Origin of the sequence: Pseudomonas sp. EA_65y_Pfl2_P74 (assembly GCF_963970575.1) — a bacterium.
GTDB lineage: Bacteria > Pseudomonadota > Gammaproteobacteria > Pseudomonadales > Pseudomonadaceae > Aquipseudomonas > Aquipseudomonas baetica_A.
Genome location: NZ_CAXAOQ010000042.1, coordinates 24,687 through 41,160, shown reverse-complemented (window position 1 = coordinate 41,160; position 16,474 = coordinate 24,687). Strand labels below are relative to the sequence as shown.

The 16,474-nt window shown below is 58.3% G+C and carries 18 protein-coding genes and 2 pseudogenes; 12 read left to right on the top strand and 8 right to left on the bottom strand.

The window, feature by feature from the left end; genetic code table 11:
• Nucleotides 1-193 precede the first annotated feature (193 nt).
• Nucleotides 194-880 (top strand): DUF4225 domain-containing protein, encoded by a 687-nt coding sequence (locus AACY18_RS26195; protein ID WP_339466597.1) that lies wholly within the window; start codon nt 194-196, stop codon nt 878-880.
• A gap of 3 nt (nt 881-883) precedes the next feature.
• On the opposite strand, the gene AACY18_RS26190 is transcribed toward AACY18_RS26195, so the two are convergent.
• Nucleotides 884-1,312 (bottom strand): hypothetical protein, encoded by a 429-nt coding sequence (locus tag AACY18_RS26190; RefSeq protein ID WP_339433904.1) that lies wholly within the window; start codon nt 1,310-1,312, stop codon nt 884-886.
• A 328-nt stretch (nt 1,313-1,640) separates the two neighbouring features.
• A complete protein-coding gene (locus AACY18_RS26185; RefSeq protein ID WP_007950154.1) occupies nt 1,641-2,189 on the bottom strand; it encodes a cupin domain-containing protein in 549 nt (182 codons plus the stop codon).
• 129 nt (nt 2,190-2,318) lie between these two features.
• Here AACY18_RS26185 and AACY18_RS26180 point away from each other — a divergent pair, with 129 nt between their 5' ends.
• The 5 genes and pseudogenes from AACY18_RS26180 (at nt 2,319) to AACY18_RS26160 (ending at nt 4,722) form a co-directional block, all read left to right on the top strand.
• Nucleotides 2,319-2,564, top strand: a complete 246-nt coding sequence (locus tag AACY18_RS26180) for a hypothetical protein (RefSeq protein ID WP_339466596.1) — start codon at nt 2,319-2,321, stop codon at nt 2,562-2,564.
• Between the two features lie 74 nt (nt 2,565-2,638).
• Nucleotides 2,639-3,484 (top strand): annotated as a pseudogene (locus AACY18_RS26175) (amidohydrolase family protein); the annotation flags it as partial.
• Between the two features lie 187 nt (nt 3,485-3,671).
• Nucleotides 3,672-3,866, top strand: coding sequence for a hypothetical protein (locus AACY18_RS26170; RefSeq protein ID WP_221733894.1), 195 nt, complete (start codon nt 3,672-3,674; stop codon nt 3,864-3,866).
• Entirely contained in the window at nt 3,817-4,197 is a 381-nt protein-coding gene (locus AACY18_RS26165) for a hypothetical protein (protein ID WP_339466594.1), read from the top strand. Before AACY18_RS26170 ends, AACY18_RS26165 begins: the two co-directional genes overlap by 50 nt.
• Before the next feature lie 96 nt (nt 4,198-4,293).
• On the top strand, nt 4,294-4,722 hold the full coding sequence (locus AACY18_RS26160) for a nuclear transport factor 2 family protein (protein WP_339433907.1): 429 nt from the start codon (nt 4,294-4,296) through the stop codon (nt 4,720-4,722).
• A gap of 94 nt (nt 4,723-4,816) precedes the next feature.
• On the opposite strand, the gene mqo is transcribed toward AACY18_RS26160, so the two are convergent.
• The 3 genes and pseudogenes from mqo to AACY18_RS28205 all read right to left on the bottom strand — a co-directional run.
• Nucleotides 4,817-6,466 (bottom strand): malate dehydrogenase (quinone), encoded by a 1,650-nt coding sequence (mqo, locus tag AACY18_RS26155; RefSeq protein WP_339433908.1) that lies wholly within the window; start codon nt 6,464-6,466, stop codon nt 4,817-4,819.
• Between the two features lie 516 nt (nt 6,467-6,982).
• The gene (locus AACY18_RS28210; protein ID WP_445261489.1) at nt 6,983-7,708 is read right to left on the bottom strand and encodes a methyl-accepting chemotaxis protein; all 726 of its coding nucleotides are present in this window, start codon (nt 7,706-7,708) and stop codon (nt 6,983-6,985) included.
• A 129-nt stretch (nt 7,709-7,837) separates the two neighbouring features.
• Nucleotides 7,838-8,596: pseudogene (locus AACY18_RS28205) on the bottom strand (MCP four helix bundle domain-containing protein); the annotation flags it as partial.
• Between the two features lie 218 nt (nt 8,597-8,814).
• Between AACY18_RS28205 and AACY18_RS26145 the strand changes: the two are divergent.
• Together AACY18_RS26145 and AACY18_RS26140 are read left to right on the top strand one after the other, a co-directional pair.
• Complete coding sequence (locus tag AACY18_RS26145) at nt 8,815-9,129, top strand: DUF2388 domain-containing protein (protein ID WP_221733806.1); 315 nt, start codon at nt 8,815-8,817, stop codon at nt 9,127-9,129.
• An 80-nt stretch (nt 9,130-9,209) separates the two neighbouring features.
• Nucleotides 9,210-9,611, top strand: a complete 402-nt coding sequence (locus AACY18_RS26140; protein ID WP_339433911.1) for a hypothetical protein — start codon at nt 9,210-9,212, stop codon at nt 9,609-9,611.
• A gap of 71 nt (nt 9,612-9,682) precedes the next feature.
• On the opposite strand, the gene AACY18_RS26135 is transcribed toward AACY18_RS26140, so the two are convergent.
• Nucleotides 9,683-10,456 (bottom strand): tellurite resistance TerB family protein, encoded by a 774-nt coding sequence (locus AACY18_RS26135; protein WP_339466591.1) that lies wholly within the window; start codon nt 10,454-10,456, stop codon nt 9,683-9,685.
• Between the two features lie 258 nt (nt 10,457-10,714).
• On the opposite strand from AACY18_RS26135, the gene pcsA reads away from it, so the two are divergent.
• A complete protein-coding gene (gene pcsA / locus AACY18_RS26130; protein ID WP_221733809.1) occupies nt 10,715-11,437 on the top strand; it encodes a phosphatidylcholine synthase in 723 nt (240 codons plus the stop codon).
• A gap of 123 nt (nt 11,438-11,560) precedes the next feature.
• Here pcsA and AACY18_RS26125 read toward each other — a convergent pair whose 3' ends face one another.
• Together AACY18_RS26125 and AACY18_RS26120 are read right to left on the bottom strand one after the other, a co-directional pair.
• Nucleotides 11,561-12,373, bottom strand: coding sequence for a class I SAM-dependent methyltransferase (locus AACY18_RS26125; protein WP_339433913.1), 813 nt, complete (start codon nt 12,371-12,373; stop codon nt 11,561-11,563).
• A gap of 33 nt (nt 12,374-12,406) precedes the next feature.
• A complete protein-coding gene (locus AACY18_RS26120; RefSeq protein ID WP_339466590.1) occupies nt 12,407-12,679 on the bottom strand; it encodes a DUF4242 domain-containing protein in 273 nt (90 codons plus the stop codon).
• Nucleotides 12,680-12,916: 237 nt separating this feature from the next.
• Here AACY18_RS26120 and AACY18_RS26115 point away from each other — a divergent pair, with 237 nt between their 5' ends.
• Genes AACY18_RS26115 through AACY18_RS26105 form a run of 3 tightly spaced genes read left to right on the top strand, consistent with a single transcriptional unit; the run spans nt 12,917 to nt 16,282 of the window.
• A complete protein-coding gene (locus AACY18_RS26115; protein ID WP_339466589.1) occupies nt 12,917-13,069 on the top strand; it encodes a hypothetical protein in 153 nt (50 codons plus the stop codon).
• Entirely contained in the window at nt 13,066-15,249 is a 2,184-nt protein-coding gene (locus AACY18_RS26110) for a hypothetical protein (RefSeq protein ID WP_339466586.1), read from the top strand. Before AACY18_RS26115 ends, AACY18_RS26110 begins: the two co-directional genes overlap by 4 nt.
• A complete protein-coding gene (locus AACY18_RS26105) occupies nt 15,236-16,282 on the top strand; it encodes an NAD(P)/FAD-dependent oxidoreductase (protein WP_339466585.1) in 1,047 nt (348 codons plus the stop codon). The genes AACY18_RS26110 and AACY18_RS26105 overlap by 14 nt, the downstream gene beginning before the upstream one ends.
• The last annotated feature ends 192 nt before the right edge of the window (nt 16,283-16,474 follow it).

Below are 16,474 nucleotides of genomic sequence, written 5' to 3'. Positions count from 1 at the left end.
GCAGCATCTTAAGTAATGCGGCTCTGCGTTCAGGTGAATAGTACGGCACGACCAGTCTCTTTCCGCCCCCGATATGCTTTTTTTGGAAAAACCGGAGAGGCGACAACTATCCTGACACCGGGGGCTTATCGCGAAATCAGTTGGACACACCTACAGGCGGGCACGTGCGGTTTTAGCCATTGGGGAAATGAAGATGAATGAGGATTCGTGTGACATCAACGACGTTACCCATGCCGCTTCAGACCTTATTGCCTTTGGGTGCCATTTAGGCGCAACCCAATTGTACGACAGCTTCGCGCAACTAAGATTTAGCGAGATTGTTGTTGGTTTTGCGAATAAAGTTATCGGGGCAGTTAATGATGGCATTGTTAGTGCCAAGCAAGGGTTGCAAGCACTTAAAGAGGAACACGCCGACTTATCAAATAAAACATTGTTCTACGCCCAGAACGGTGTGGGTGCTGCGGCGGGGATTATGCAGATTCAAACAGGCGCTATCGTAATTGCGAGCACGCGCGGTGGAGCCATGCCATTAGGTGTACTTTATTATGCGCATGGCGCAAACAACGTTTATGAAGGGGTAGGAAATATCTACAATGGCCCGACCGAGCCAGCGTTAGTGGGACCTATCCGAAAAGGTTACCAAGCTATTTCTGGCGACACTTCCACCGGAAATACACGCTATTACCTTGTAGACCTCAGCCTTTCGGGAATAGGAGTTTTTTTTCCTGTCCGCAAGACTGGCTCGATAGAGCTTTTCAACCGAGACCCCTTAAATTATGAGCGCGCATTTAAAAGCGCGGGAAAGCTAGCACTTTCACTTGAAATACTGGCCGACATGATTACGATCAAAAATATCAAAGACGCCCCAGACACCAAATAGTATTCAGACAGATTTCATTGAACGTTTATGGAGAAAAATGTAGGCAATCACAAATCCCGAGCCCCCAACAATTCCGCGATAAAAGTTTGAAAACATGGGCGACTCGCCAACGACAAGATCATACATCTGAATAGCTACCTCCGCGCAGAACACAGAAGACATGAAGCTAAAACAACAGACAACCAGCCACGGGGTTTTCCGAATAAGAAAAGGGCGCTGAAGAACTTTAAGAATCAATTCGAAAAACAAATAACGAAAATTCAAAATCAACAAGAAAACAAATAACACAGCCCTGACAATATACCCGACAAATTCATCTAGCTGGAGCATTTTTTCAAATTCATACACCAACAATACTGCATAAAAAGCCGAAATAGCGAAACTTGCGAAACACAGCTTTATAACAACATACACCTTTACTAAAATCCCCATCAACAAGAACCACCTTAGCCTATATTGCTAGCATTCAGAATGCACAGCCCACACTTTGATCCCAAAAACACAAAAAACGTCTAACAATATACATACTCACAAACCATCGAGCGCCACACAAAAAACATCATCATTACACACTCATACTTTCCTTACACCGCTATGCGAATCATCCTACGAAATTTTCCTAGCGCCTAAAAAAGCCCTAAAAAACAAATAAACCCTAATAAGGGCCACCCATAAAAATCGATACACGAGCAAAAAAAATCCGACACCCAAACAGGTATCGGATCATTCAAAACTCACAAAAATTGAACACTTACACCAATCAAAAGTTAGCAGGCGTATTCGCACTAATTATCTCAGCCTCATCCGCCCCGATATTCCGGAACTTATGCGGCAACGTCGTCGGAAAGTAATACCCATCCCCGGCATTCAAAACACTCACCGACCCATCCACCGTCAACTCAACAGTCCCGCGCGTAACAAGCCCACACTCTTCACCTTCCGCGTGAACAATCGGCTCTTCCCCGGAGCTCGCGCCCGGTGCGTATTGCTCGCGCAGCAGGCGCATCTGGCGGCTTGGGACCGAGGCTCCGATCAGCAGCAGGCGCAGGCCGTGGCGGCCGAGGTCGGGTTGTTCGTTGGCGCGGAAGACGTATTGGTGTTCGCGTGGGGGCTGGTCGAAGGTGAAGAAGTCGGCCAGGGACATCGGGATGCCTTCGAGCAGCTTTTTCAGTGAGCTGACGGAAGGACTGACGCGATTCTGTTCGATCAGGGAGATGGTGGCATTGGTCACGCCGCTACGCCGGGCCAGCTCGCGCTGGGAGAGTTTGTAGCTTTCGCGTACTAGTTTGAGTCGAGAACCCGTATCCATGACTGCCTTATGTGAGAACGACTTAAGGGCGATGGGGGTGGGTGGCGGGTGCCGCGCAGGTCGCGCGGATCACGTTGCTCCCGTGTCCCGGAACCGTGAAAGGCGGCTATTAAATCACGTTTGGTGGTGTTGCTCAGCAGGTTCGATGGATGGTGGGGAAATCGCTACAACGTGCTGATCGTCGGTTTCACCATCGCCGCCCTGGTGCCGGTGCTCGCGCCCACCCTGTTCAAACAATTACCCGAATGGTCGCAGCCGTTCCTGCACAGCAGCGTGGTCACCGCCTGCCTGGTGTCGGTGCTGCTCAATGCCGCGCTCAATGGCGTCAGCGCGCCCGAAACCACCGCCGGTAAATCTGCCTCGCACATCCTCTGACTGGAGCCTGCCCATGACTCAACTTCAAAACATCCTGATTAAAAATCCGCTCGCGGTGATGACCGGTCTGCGCGGCCCGCGTGCCCTACCCGCGTTTGAACCGGTTCACGCCGCAGTTGGCAAGGATCGCTGCAAGGTCAGGCATGGTCGAGTTGCTGCTGTGCGGCGTCACCACCTGCGCCGATCACCACTACCTTTATCACGCCCACGGCAGCACCGAGACCGGTGACTTGCTGTTAGATCTGGCAGATGAGTTCGGTCTACGCTTTGTGCTGTGCCGAGGCGGTGCACTGGAGTCAGCCAGCGCTCATCCGGGCCTCTCGAAAACCGCGCTGCAACCGGAAAGCCTTGAGCAAATGGTCGGCGACATCGAGCGACTGAAATCGCTGTATCACCAGAACACGCCGGATGCGATGCGCCGTGTGGTGATCGCGCCAACTACGCCGACTTTCTCGCTGCCACCGACCTTGCTGCGTGAACTGGCCCATACCGCACGCGGGCTCGGTTTGCACCTGCACACGCACTTGTCCGAAACGCAGAACTACGTGAATTTCTGCCGCGAAAAATACAACTGCCTGCCCGTAGAGTTCGTCGCCGAACACGAATGGCTCGGCCCCGACGTCTGGTTTGCCCACGCCGTGCACCTGCAACCCGGCGAAATCCGCCTGCTCGCGCAGACCGGCACTGGCATATCCCACTGCCCGGTGAGCAATGCGCGCCTCGGTAGCGGCGTCGCACCCGTGGTGGCGGGCGAACCGATCACGGTGAAATACAGCCTGGTCGGCGGCCGTGTGGTGGTGATGGACAACGGCGTGATTCCGGGGCTGGATATCGAACACATGCGCACGGAGGCGTGGGAAGGCGTGCAGCAGTTGATGAATGTTGACGATTGGCCTTGTGCCCACCGAGTAATCCTGTAGGAGCTGGCTTACCAGCGATGGCGGACTGTCAGTCAAAGCAATGTCAACTGACCCACCGCTATCGCTGGCAAGCCAGCTCCCAAAAAAGCAGGTGCATTAGCCGCTTCCCGATTTCTCGACTAAAGTTACTCCCGCATCGGACAGAGCCCCTGCCAGCCACACCGGGCTCTTGATCAAGGAGAGACTGATGACATCGCGCCCCAACTTCGAACAGACCTACCGCACCTGGTCCAGCCCGATCCTGCTGGAACTGAAAAAACGCGAACACCAGATGGCGCCGGTCGAGCGTCAGGCACTTGAGAATGTATTAGTGGAAAGAAGGTTGCTGGACATTGGCAACCCCGACGGTATTGAGCGCCGTCAGGGCAAGTCAGGATCGTGAATCTGCCAGGTGTGAGGCGCAGCATTTAAGCACGATTGGCGCAGCACACCTGTGGCCGTCATTTGAAGCGCATGGCTCAGATCGGAGAAATTGTCGCGAGCAGGCCGATCAGAATGGTCAGTACCAAAAATCCACCCAGAAAAAACGCCATCTTGTTCATGTTGCTCTCCTCAATGCTGAGTTTGCGGTGCACTGGACGCTTCGGGATGAAGGACTGTCGCGAGTGCCCGAACTGCCGGGGCATTTTGAGCGGATGACTGAGCTGGTTACAGAGGCAGATAAAGCAGAAAAATACGGATCAGATGAAGATCTGATCCGTTTGAGCGATTAACCGACATTCAGATCGGCACACAAAGGTCCCGTTTCGTCATGGTTGATCTAGAGTCATTGCCGTCGCATGAAGAACAACAAAAATCCAGGAGTGCAAATGACTGACCTGAACTTGCAACCCAATGTCGCCGAATCCCTGCGAAGTTGGCACGAGATGATTCGCACCGGCGACTTGAGTGCGCTGCCCGGACTGCTTGATCCGCAAGCCGTGTTCCGCTCGCCGATGGCGCACACGCCCTACCCCGGCGCACCGGTGGTGGCGATGATTCTCAACACAGTGTTCGAGGTGTTCGAAGACTTTGAATATCACCGAGAACTGGCGACCGCGGATGGGCTGAACGTGATTCTGGAGTTCAGTGCCAAGGTTGGCGCTAAAGAGCTCAAAGGCATCGACATGATTCGTTTCGATGAACACGGGAAGATTGTCGAGTTTGAAGTGATGGTGCGACCGTTGAGTGGGTTGCAGGCGTTGGGCGAAGAGATGGGACGGCGGGTTGGGGCGTATCTGGCAACCGCAAAAGCCTGAGCACACAACAACCCGGCGGCAGTTAAAGGTTTGGACCACAAAAAAACCCACTGACCGTCGCCGGTTCAGTGGGCTTTGTGTGTCAGGGTTCTAGTTACAGAGCCATGTCACGTGCAGCGTTTTCCTTCGGTGCAGCAGCCTTGTCAGCGGCAGCCTCTGCAGCCGGAGCCACAGCCTGACCGATCACTGGAGGCGTCGGCAGTTCGAGGATCTTGGCGGTGTAAGCCCACTCTGCAGCCACTTTGGCTGGATCGCTGTTCAGCTGAGTGCCGTAGCTTGGAACGATCTGGTGCAGCTTGGTTTGCCATTCTGGGGTGGCGACTTTGTCTTTGAAGACTTTCTGCAGCACGCTCAACATGATCGGTGCAGCGGTCGACGCGCCTGGCGATGCGCCCAGCAGGCCGGCGATGGAGCCGTCTTGTGCAGCAACGATTTCGGTGCCCAGTTTCAGCACGCCGCCAGCGGCTTCATCACGCTTGATGATTTGCACGCGTTGGCCGGCTTGCCACAGGCGCCAGTCTTCGGCTTTGGCGTTCGGGAAGTATTCCTTCAGCGAGTTCATGCGGTCTTCATCCGACAGCATCAGTTGGCCAGCAAGGTACTCGACCAGCGGGTATTCCTTGATGCCGACCTTGGTCATCGGCCAGATGTTGTGGGTCGTGGTGCTGGTCAGCAGGTCCAGGTACGAACCTTCTTTCAGGAACTTGGTGCTGAAGGTGGCGAACGGGCCAAACAGCAGGACGCGTTTGCCGTCCAGGACACGGGTGTCCAGGTGCGGCACGGACATTGGCGGAGAGCCAACCGACGCTTTACCGTAGGCCTTGGCCAAGTGTTGCTCGGCGATGGTCGGGTTTTCAGTCACGAGGAACGAACCACCCACCGGGAAGCCGCCATACTCCTTGGCTTCTGGAATGCCCGACTTCTGCAGCAGGTGCAGTGCACCACCGCCGGCGCCGATGAACACGAACTTGGCGTCGGTTTCGGTTTTGGTGCCGTCTTTCAGGTTTTTGTAGCTGACGCGCCAGGTGCCATCGGCATTCTTGGTGATGTCCTCGACTTCGCTCGACAGTTTCAGATCGAAGTTAGGCTTGGTCTGCAGGTGCGCAGCGAACTGGCGGGTGATTTCACCGAAGTTCATGTCGGTACCCAGCGGGCTCCAGGTGGCCGCGATTTTCTGGTTCGGGTCACGCCCTTCCATCATCAGCGGGACCCACTTCTTGATCACAGCCGGGTCTTCGGAGTACTGCATGCCGGCGAACAGCGGGCTTGCTTGCAGGGCTTCGTAGCGCTTTTTCAGGAACTTGATGTTGTCATCGCCCCACACGAAGCTCATGTGCGGCGTGGTGTTGATGAACGAACGAGGGTTCTTCAGCACACCTTGCTGAACCTGCCAGGCCCAGAACTGACGGGAGATCTGGAACGCTTCGTTGATCTCGACCGCTTTGGGAATCACTACTTTGCCGGTTTCATCTTCCGGGGTGTAGTTCAGCTCAGCCAGAGCCGAGTGACCGGTACCGGCGTTGTTCCAGCCGTTGGAGCTTTCCAGGGCGACGCCGTCAAGACGCTCGACCATTTCCATCGACCAGCTTGGTTCCAGCTCGTTGATCCACACACCCAGCGTGGTGCTCATGATGCCGCCGCCGATCAACAGCACATCAACTTTCTTTGCCTCTTCCGCCTGAGCGGACGACAGCCCCATCGACAAAGCCAGCCCTAGCAAGGCTGTGTTCACTTTCTTAAACATCCGTTGCACCTATGATAAAACGCCTTCCGCCCGCCGCTGTTATCTGCATGCGATCCGCTTTGATGACGCTCAGGCTGGCGTCGCAGATTCCGGCACACTTCAATTTTGACGGGTGGGCACACAAGGCCGACATGCTGCATCGACCTCAGTTAATGTCCCTTCTGAACTGACTTTTTATCATTATTGGCTTCAGCTACTTGAGCGACAGGGATTCCGTCAGCCCGCCCGAAGGCAAGCAAACTGAATAAGGTCAAACCAAGTCGGCGCGCAGAATATCACGTCAGGGCAAACCCGGGCGTCTGTTCCTGACTTGATAGTCTTTTGTGCTCAGGGACTTATCGGCCGTCTGATACTGAACATGACACCGGTGAGGGCCAGTGATTGTGGGTGGGGCGCGGGCGTTCAGGTGTTGATGTTGTGAATACGCCCGTGTTGACACAGCAAAACCCTGTGGGAGCGGGCTTGCCCGCGAGGGCGTCAGTCCAGCCACCTCACGGGCAGGGCTCTACCCCACTGTCATAACCGAAACCGATCCACCGACTGCGCCAATTGTCCCGCCAGCGTCGACAGTTCATCCGTGGTGTCGGCGGTTTGCCCGATCACCCGGCTATTGCCCTCGGACATTCCCGCAATCATTTCCACTTGATGGGCAATCTCATTGCTGGCCTGGCTTTGCTCGCCAATGGTGCGGGTTATGTCGTTGACCAGTTGCGTGGTGCTCAACGTCGCCTCAAGGATCTCGCGGATCGCGCGCTCGACATCGGCCGTCACCGCCATCCCCTTATCGACCTGAGCCACACCGGCCTCCATGCTGCTGACCGCCTCACGGGTGCTGTGCTGGATGCGCGCAACCATTGTGGCGATTTCCTGGGTGGAGGCGCTGGTCCGGGCAGCAAGGTTGCGCACTTCGTCAGCCACCACCGCAAAGCCCCTGCCCTGTTCGCCTGCCCGAGCGGCTTCGATTGCGGCGTTGAGCGCCAACAGATTGGTCTGATCGGCAATACTCTTGATCACCTGGATGATATTGAAGATGCCCTCGGAGTCCTGATCCAGGGTGCGGATGACCTGCGCCGACTGCTGCGCAGAGCGGGCGATGTCGTCCATGTCACTGACCACTTGATGAATCACACCGCCCCCCTCCTTGGCCAGGGCTTCGGCCTGATTGGCCATGCCCAGTGCGCGTTGGGCATGACGAGTGATTTCCTCGATGCTTGCGGTCATCTGGCTGGCCGCTGCGGCCATGGTCCCCGCGGCGACACTTTGTTGCTGGCTGCTGTCGGCGACCTGATGACAGCCGTGGCTCAACTTCTCGCTCATGCCGCTGACGCCGTGGGCGTTGCGCCGCACCACATCAATCATGTCGCGTAGATCCCGCTGCATGGTCGCCAGCGTTCGGATCAAGGCACTGGCCTCGTCCTTGCCGGTCGGTTCGGCAATCGGCTCGCTGAGGTTGCCGTGGGCGATACTTTCGGCGATACGGCTGGCGGATTTCAGTGGCCCCGTGATGCTCAACATCACCCAGCGCCCCTGCACCAGCAGCAACAACAGACTGGCAACCAGCACCGCTGCGAGCGCGAGATTGGCGTTGCGGATCGCCGCCTCGGTGCCCTCGGCGGTTTGCCGGGTATTGGTTTCGATCAGCTCGCTTAAAGCCGCCATTTGCGTTTCGAGCTGACTGAACGCCGTGTTGAACGTCCCGAGTTCCTGCTGCGCCGCATCCGGGCTGTCGAGCGCCAACCCGACAATCCGCTCACCCGCGTTGATGTACGTATCGAGACTCGGTTTGACCTGCTCCAGTGCGCTACGCAGGGTCGGGTTGATCGGCAATTTGAGGTTCTCATCGAGCACCTCACGAAAATGCCCGGCATGTTCATTGATCGAATCGCGCACTTCGGCCGCCGTGTCGGCACTTTTGCCCAACCCCACCAGCATTGCCGAATAGACATCGGCGCGCAGGGCGTCGTGCATCATGTCGGCCTCCATGTGGTTACGCAGCGCACTCATGCTGACGGCATTGTCGCTGACCGCCGACGCCATTCGCAGGTTGCCGATGTAACTGACCAGACTCACGATCAAGGCTGTCAGCAGGCTGGTCGCAATCAGCAACACCAAACGCAGTTTGATCGACACTTTCCAGTCCTCCCCGGGCACGCGTAAATGCGCTCGTCAGGGTTTGAGTTAAGCCTATTTGCGCGCGAATGCAGCCAGCACGCTGCCAACTGACGAGGCCGATGAAAAACACTGGCAAACGCTCAGGATTGTTCACCGCACGGAACTCCCTCCCACTGCGCCCCTCTCACACTATGTAGTACTTCCCTTTTGCTTCGCGCTTGTGGAGGAATACCGTCATGCGCAAGTCAGTCCTCATTTCTTCTTTACTTTTGTGCCTGCCCGTCGGTTCGGCGCTGGCCCGCGTTGATGCGGGTGATGTCGCCACCTCGGCAGGTGTCTCCGCGTCGCTGTACTCGACCTTCAAGGATCACAAAATGGTGATTCCGGCCCGTGACGACTTGTCTGCATTTGTCGCCAGTGGCGGGGCCATTCGTGGGGTTTATCTTGAGTCGGTGCTGCAACAGGTTCGCCAGGACAATCCAGGCATCAACGCCAGCGATGAAGACCTCGCCAACGCGATTCTGGTGCATTACGAAGGCCTGAATCAGTAGCTGCCTGGGATGAAGCGGCCGATGGATGGCACCTGACAGCGCATAGGCAAAATTGTCCGCCGGCCTCTATCATGGAGGCCATGACGACTTCTGCGCCGTTGCGCTCACCCTGCCCGCCCGGCGCCTGCATTTGCGGGCGCGATCCGTTGCTGGAGACGCCCGGCTCGGATTTGCGCATCCTGCGCCTGACCCGCGAGGAAGAAAAACGCTTGCTCGCGCGACTGGAAAGGCTCAAAGACCTTGCCGATCTCAAGCACCTGCAACAACGCATGTATGAGCAACTGGGTATCCGCGTCGAGGTCGTGCCCGGTTTCAACGAAGTGCGGACCATGCGCGGCATCGCCATTCACATCGATGAATTACCCGGCCTGTGCCGCAAGACCCGGCAGGCAATCCCGGCGGCGATTCGCCGGGGGTTGGAGAGTCACCCGCAAATCGCTTTCGAACTGCTCAACGCCCACGACTTGCTGCGCGACACCTGATCGTAGCTTCATGCCGCCCCGTTTATGCATCTGGGCGGGACCGGATTTGGCTTTGGTCTATTGATTGTGCGTCAGGCCACACCCTTGGCCTGCTGCTCCAGGTGCACCTGCAAATCGGGATCGATCTGCAACGCCGCCGCCAGTTCGTCCAGATAACGGCGTTCGGCGTCTTGCTGATCGTCCACCAGCATCACGCTGGCCAGGTACATTTCGGCGGCCACTGCCGGATCGCCCTGCGCTGACTGGGCCACTTCAGCGGCATCCAGTGGTTTGGCGACTTCGGCATCCAGCCATTGCTGCAATTGCGGATCATCGGTGTGTTTGCCGATTTCGCTGCCGATCATTCGTTTTTCAGCTTCGTCGATGCGCCCGTCAGCCTTGGCTGCCGCGATCAGTGCGCGGAGCACGGCATGGCTGTGCTCTTCAATGTCTGGCCCGGCGAGCAGGTTGGCCGTTTGTGGCGTTTGTGATGGCGCGGCGCTGGCCTGGCTGCGTTGCCAGGCTTGATACGCCTGGTACGCCATCATCCCCAGCGACGCCAGCGCAGCGTAACGGGTGCCGCCGGAACGGCTTTGAGTACCGCCCCCTGCACCCAGCGCGCCACCCAATGCGCCGCCCAAACCACCAGCGCCACCGCTCCCCAGCAAGCCACCGAGCAAACCGCCCAACCCGCCAAGCCCGCCGGCCGCTGAGCCTGCGCGGGTACCCGAGGAGTCCGCGCCGCCAAGCAGACCGCCCAGCAACCCACCGAGGCCACCCAGACCATCATCGGCCGAGGTGCCACTTTGTTGTCCCGCCGAGGCTCGGCCTCGCAGCAGTTGTTCAAGCAAATCACTGGTGTTCATGACGTCGTCCTCAGGCATAGGGATTGACTGCGTCTGGCAACGATAGACCGCTGCGGCCATTGCGCCAACACCGTTGGGCTGCTGCCAAATACGCTGGCAGATTTCGCCCGCGTATTTTTTCCGCGGCCAGCTAAGATTCAAGGAGGGTGAACCTTATCCCGGCCAGACCGGTCGATAGCTGCAACCCCGACCCGGTTTGCCGGCGCCCTTTGCCCGAGGGTGGTACCCGGCTTGCTTCACTTTCTGGAGAACGCCCCCGTGATATCGACCGTCCACCTTGCCAGGCTCAAGGCCTGGGGCGCCCATGGTTTTACCGCGACCGGCGTGGTCACCGCGTTCCTGGCCACCCTTGCGCTGCTGGAAAATCAGCCAACCCATTGCCTGATGTGGCTGGGTGTGGCGCTGATCGTCGACGGCCTCGACGGCGCGCTCGCACGCAAGGTCAATGTGCAATCAGTGTTGCCCAGCTTCGACGGTTCGATCCTTGACCTGGTGATCGATTACCTGACGTACGTCTTCATTCCGGCACTGTTTATCTATCGCTATATTCCCCTGCCCGATTACACGCTGCTGCTGACGGTGTCGCTGATTCTGGTGTCGTCGCTGTTCTGTTTCTGCAACGTAAACATGAAGAGCAAGGACAACTATTTCGTCGGTTTCCCCGCCGCGTGGAATGTGGTTGCTCTGTGCCTTTACATAATCGGCCCCGGCCCGTGGATCACCTTGGTGACCGTGATCGGTCTGGCGCTGCTGACGGTGACGCGGATGAAATTCCTGCACCCGTTTCGCGTACGCCGGTTCATGCCGATCAACATTGCGGTGACGGCAATCTGGCTGCTGTGCAGCCTGTCACTGGTGCTCAATCACCCGGTGATCAATCCGATGGTGATGGCTTTGTGGCTGCTGATGTCGGCTTACTTTCTGGGGATCTGTATCTGGCGGACGGCGCTGGAGTGGCTGGATCGATCCCCTGTGAAATAAGCCATTGCACACGGTGGGCGCGGGCTTGCCCGCGGATGTGGTGGGTCAGTCCAAGATGTTTCGACTGATTTACCGTATTCGCAAGCAAGCACGCTCCCACAGGGGAAGTCGCTTGAACGCGGACTAGCGTTTGGTAATGACCACTTCCAGATACTCACTCGGCACCACCAGCGAGTCCTCCCCCGCCCGATTCGACCGGTTGAGCAAATCCGCCAGATCACTCTCCAGCGCCTGACAGCTTTGCGGCGGTAGCGCTGCGAACGCTTTGTGCATCGGCCCATACCAATGGCGAAAGATGTCGATGAAGTGCGCCGCCGAGCGATAGCGAAAATTGAAGGTTCGGCGAGTCACCTGCACCACAAAATCGTGATCATCGAAGTGCTGGTGCAGCCACGCCTCCGTGCCCCAGTTTGACGGCGACTGGGCAATCGCTGGCGGTGGCAGATGGCGGCCCAGGGTTTTGAACATTTGGCCAACGAAGCCTTCCGGCGTCCAGTTCGCCAGGCCGATCCGCCCGCCCCGGCAACAGACCCGCGCCAGTTCGGCGCCGGCCTTGGCTTGATCAGGAGCGAACATGACCCCGAATGTCGACAGCACCGCGGCAAAACTGCCGTCGGCGAACGGCAATGCTTCAGCGTCAGCGACCTGAAACGTCACCTCCAGATGCTCGGCCCGGGCGCGATCCTGTCCACGTTCAAGCAGTGCCGCGACGTAATCGGTCGAGGTCACCAGACAGCCCCGGCGTGCCGCCGCCAGCGTCGCATTGCCGTTGCCGGCAGCAACATCCAGCACGGCTTCATCGCAGCGCAGGTCGCAGGCCTCAGCGAGGTTCTCGCCAACGATTTGCAACGTGGTGCCGATCACGGCGTAATCACCACTGGCCCAAGCGACTTTTTGGCGTTCCTTCAAAGCAGTCAGATCAATCGGGTTACCCATGAAGTCGAACTCCGCTAGAAGTGAGTACCGGCATCATTCGGCGGTGGTCGGGTCGATAACCGTCACTACCCGCGCCACGCTGTTGGCCGGGAATCCACCGAGCCTGGCGTGCTCGCGCACCTGTGCTTCATCGCGGGCGATGTACACGCAGTAGATTTTGTCGGCCGTGACATAGCTTTGCAGCCACTGCACCTGAGGCCCGAGTTCGCGCAACGCCTGACAGGACGTTTGCGACACGGCTTTGAGTTCTTGCTCCGACAGCTTACCGGCCCCTGGAATCTCGCGTTCAATCACGAATTTCGGCATGGCAACCTCGCGTTCTTATTGTTGTTCGGATTCATTGGCAGGGCCTACAGCCGCCCGGCTCGACTACTATCGCGCCGAGCCTGTCCGACGTCTTTGCCGATCGTCCGGCAAGCCAGCAAAACAGGGGCTTTGCCGATGAGTGGTGGGAATCTGTCAAGGCATTGAAACACCTTCGGCCTTGCCAGCATTCAAGGATCGGTTTCTGATGCTCAATCACCTTCGCAATGGACTGAAGCGATGTCACGGCGTCTCGATTGGCTAGCTCGGCACCTGCACCACCGCGCCACCTTTCCTGAAGGCCAAGGCAACGGTGACGAGGCCTGCCTGATCGCCCTCGACGGTGAACGTCTGGGTGGCGGTGCGGCACAAACTTACCGGGAGGCACCATGACACTGCTGGAATCCGTCACCCAAGTGTGTACACGTCTGGCGCCAGGTGGCTGGCATTCGCTGATGCTGGCGCATGGCCTGGATATTCTCGCCGTGCCGCTGGATGCCGAACTGAAAAAACCACTGACCGTCGACCGCTCGCTGGCCGGCTTTGCGGATTTCTCCTCTGGCGGCAGTCGTGCGATTGAAGCTGCGGCACCGGCCCGCAGCCTGCTTTATCACGCACTGGCCTCGCCACAAGTCACGCTCGACGAAACCGGAAAAGCGCTGCAGATTTTTCCAACCGCAGGCGAAGTTGAGAGCGTTCTGGACTATGTCTACGGCATCCGCCCGCCAACACTCGATGACCTGCAACAGCGGGCTCAGGGTGCGCCATTGGCGCTAGTCGCGTTTGCCAGTGAATATCGCTGCGCTGGCGACACCGTCAAAGGCGAGCATGCAGACCTGTGCTTCTCTCGCACGGGCATTGCCCGTGTGGGCACCGACCCCGCGCTTTATGACGCCAGATTGCGCAGCTTTATGCCTTCCGTGCATGAAGACGCACATGGCATCCGGGTAATGCCTGTACGCTACAGCGCCTACATCGCCATGCAACTCAAGGGCGACGCCGAGCGCTTCGGGCCGATGGACTTCCAGGCGGATGTCGACCCCGGGCTGGACTTCTGGGTGCCGTTGCACAAGGTATTCAATGGCCCGGAGTGTCTGGCCGACATGGATTTGACGTTGAGGCTGGACAACCATCAGATCAACGAAAAACTGCGGCACATTCATTTGCGTCACACCGGCACCGGTTGGCAGGAACCCGAGATCAGTCGGCCGCCCTTTGTCATCACCGAGGGGCTGGCCGACTGGGCGAACACCACGGATCTGGGACCCGGCCTGCTGCTGCCACAGGTCAGGCCCCGACTGGTCGAGCCGGTCGAGTTTGAGGGGCAGCCGCTGTCCTTTCTGCTGCCGCCCAACACCTCCGGCATGGTGCATGGTCGTCACAAGGTCGAAGCGGACGGCAGCATCGTCGACCTGAACGACCACGAAGGTGTGGAAGAACGGGTTCGTCTGGGCGGGTATCAAGCACTGCACTACCACGACGGTACGGCGGATGGCTGGGTTCGAGCGCGATGCGAGGTTCTCGAGAAGCTTTTGCCAACGGTGGCGGCGTATTCGGTGATCGGCCCTCCGGATTTTTTCCCGCTGTGCACCCAGCGCAAGCTGTTGCACTGGGCGGATGAGCAACCCGTCTTCCCCGCACCGGATATCTGGCACGCTCGACTGGAGGCGTTATCCAACGTCCGTTACTGCGCCAATCTGGACTTGAAAGACCAGGTGTTCTCACCGCTGGACCGCGGTGTTACGGCGATTGTCGCCCTGCCGACTGAAACAGGGTCTTCGCACCCGCGCCAGACAGCGTCCGCCGTCTCGCGCCCAACCTCGCTGCCCGATGGCGCGGCCGGGGTTTTCGGCCCTGGATGGGAAGTAGGCTGGGTTCGCCAGCGTGGCGCGGACGATGCCTGGATCAACATCCTCGCCGGTTATCAGATGGCGAGCCCTTTTCCCGAAGACGCCAAAATCTGTGCGGCTCTGGGCTCTTTCTGGCCAGGGGTGGCGCCAGATTCGGCGCGTATCTTCGAGCCGCGCTCAAGCCTGCACACCGTTATCCCACTGACCGATCAGGAAATCGGCCAGGAGGGTGGCATGGCCTGGGATAACCAGCCACCCCCCCGGCTGATACCGCACGAGGATCGTGTGATCGTTCAGTACCGTGCCTACGCCCATGCCGATTACACACAAGTGGCCCTCGATCACCGCTTCTGCGTGCAACAGACCGGCAGCACCTCACAATCGGCGTATGAAAACCGCGTACTGTCGATGTATCGGGTGTACACCGTGCTCGGCGCCGCCAATGACAAACCGCTGCGCAACAGGTGGCCGGTGTTGTCCTTCCTCGAAGTGAAGCAGCCCAATGGCGAAGTGGACGCCGCGCAGCAGCAAACCGGCATCACGCTTCACGGCTGGATTCATCGCTACTTGATGTTTGAACGCGGCGCTATCTGGACGCCGGAAGGTGACTTCAAGTTGCGCAATGTCGAGGTCAAGCAGCAGGTGACTTTTCTCGTCAGCGCCGAAGCAATCCTGATCAAGCGCGAAGACACGCCATGGCAGATTGCTGTTGAAATGCTTTGATGTGGTAGTGGTCGGCGCCGGCCCTGCCGGATGTGCCGCAGCAATCAGTTGCGCCCAGCGCGGCTTGCGTGTGGCACTGATCGAACGTCAGCGCTTCCCAAGGTTTCGCCCCGGTGAGAGCCTGCACCCGGGCATTGAACCGCTTCTGCAACAACTGGGCGTGAATACGCTGTTGTTACATCAGCAAGCCATGCGCTTTGCCGGCCACTGGGTGCAATGGAACGGGCCGGCGCGTTTCCACGCTTTGGGTAGCGATGAACACGGTCCATGGCGGGGTTTTCAAATGGCCAGAGCGCAACTGGATGCGACATTGTTGCGCCAGGCCGAAGAGCTCGGGGTGACTGTGCACCAACCATGTCAGGCCCAGCACGTCCTCAAACAGGACAATCGCATCGTTGGGCTGACTACCACTCACGGGCCGTTTTCTACCTCCTGCCTGATCGATGCCAGCGGAGCAGCGAGTTGGTTGAGTCGCCAGCTCCACCTCAAAACCCAAGTGTGTTCACCGCCAATGGTGGCTCGCTACGGCTATCTGCAAGGCTGTATCGCGCCTTATGAAACCGCGCCGCACTTGCTGGCCCATGCCAGAGGCTGGACATGGATTGCGCAAGTCCAGAAACAACGGCTGCACTGGACACACCTGGACTTCGAAACACCCCGTTCAGCCCCACAAAAAGACGTTAGCCGAATGCTTCCCCAGGCACTGCAAACACTGCCACCTATCGGCCCGATTCGCGGTGCCGACGTGACCTGGCGGATCAGCACCGCAGCGGCCGGCACCGGATATTTCATGGTGGGCGATGCCGCCAGCGTGCTCGATCCGGCCTCTTCACATGGCGTACTCAAAGCCTTGATGACGGGCATGCAGGCAGCGCAAGCCGTGTTCGATTGCCTTCGCCAACCGGCGTTGCAAGCATCGGCGCCAACGCACTATTGCCAATGGCTGAACCATTGGTTCGAACGTGACAGTGAACAACTCCGCCATTTCTACCGCCAACACCCGTACCCTCCCCGGTGGTTGACCGAGACCTGAATCAGGCGACGTCGGTCACTGCCCTCACCCCAACCATTAACCGACCTGTTTGTTCAGTGTCAGTCTCGCAAACGCAGCTAGACTCAAACAGTACCCAGTCGAGGGGGACGCAGGACTCAGGCTGTGCCCTGCCCGTTTCCATGACCACCGCCCGGTGGCGCATGCCTCGACCCTCAACGCCGCCGGACTGTG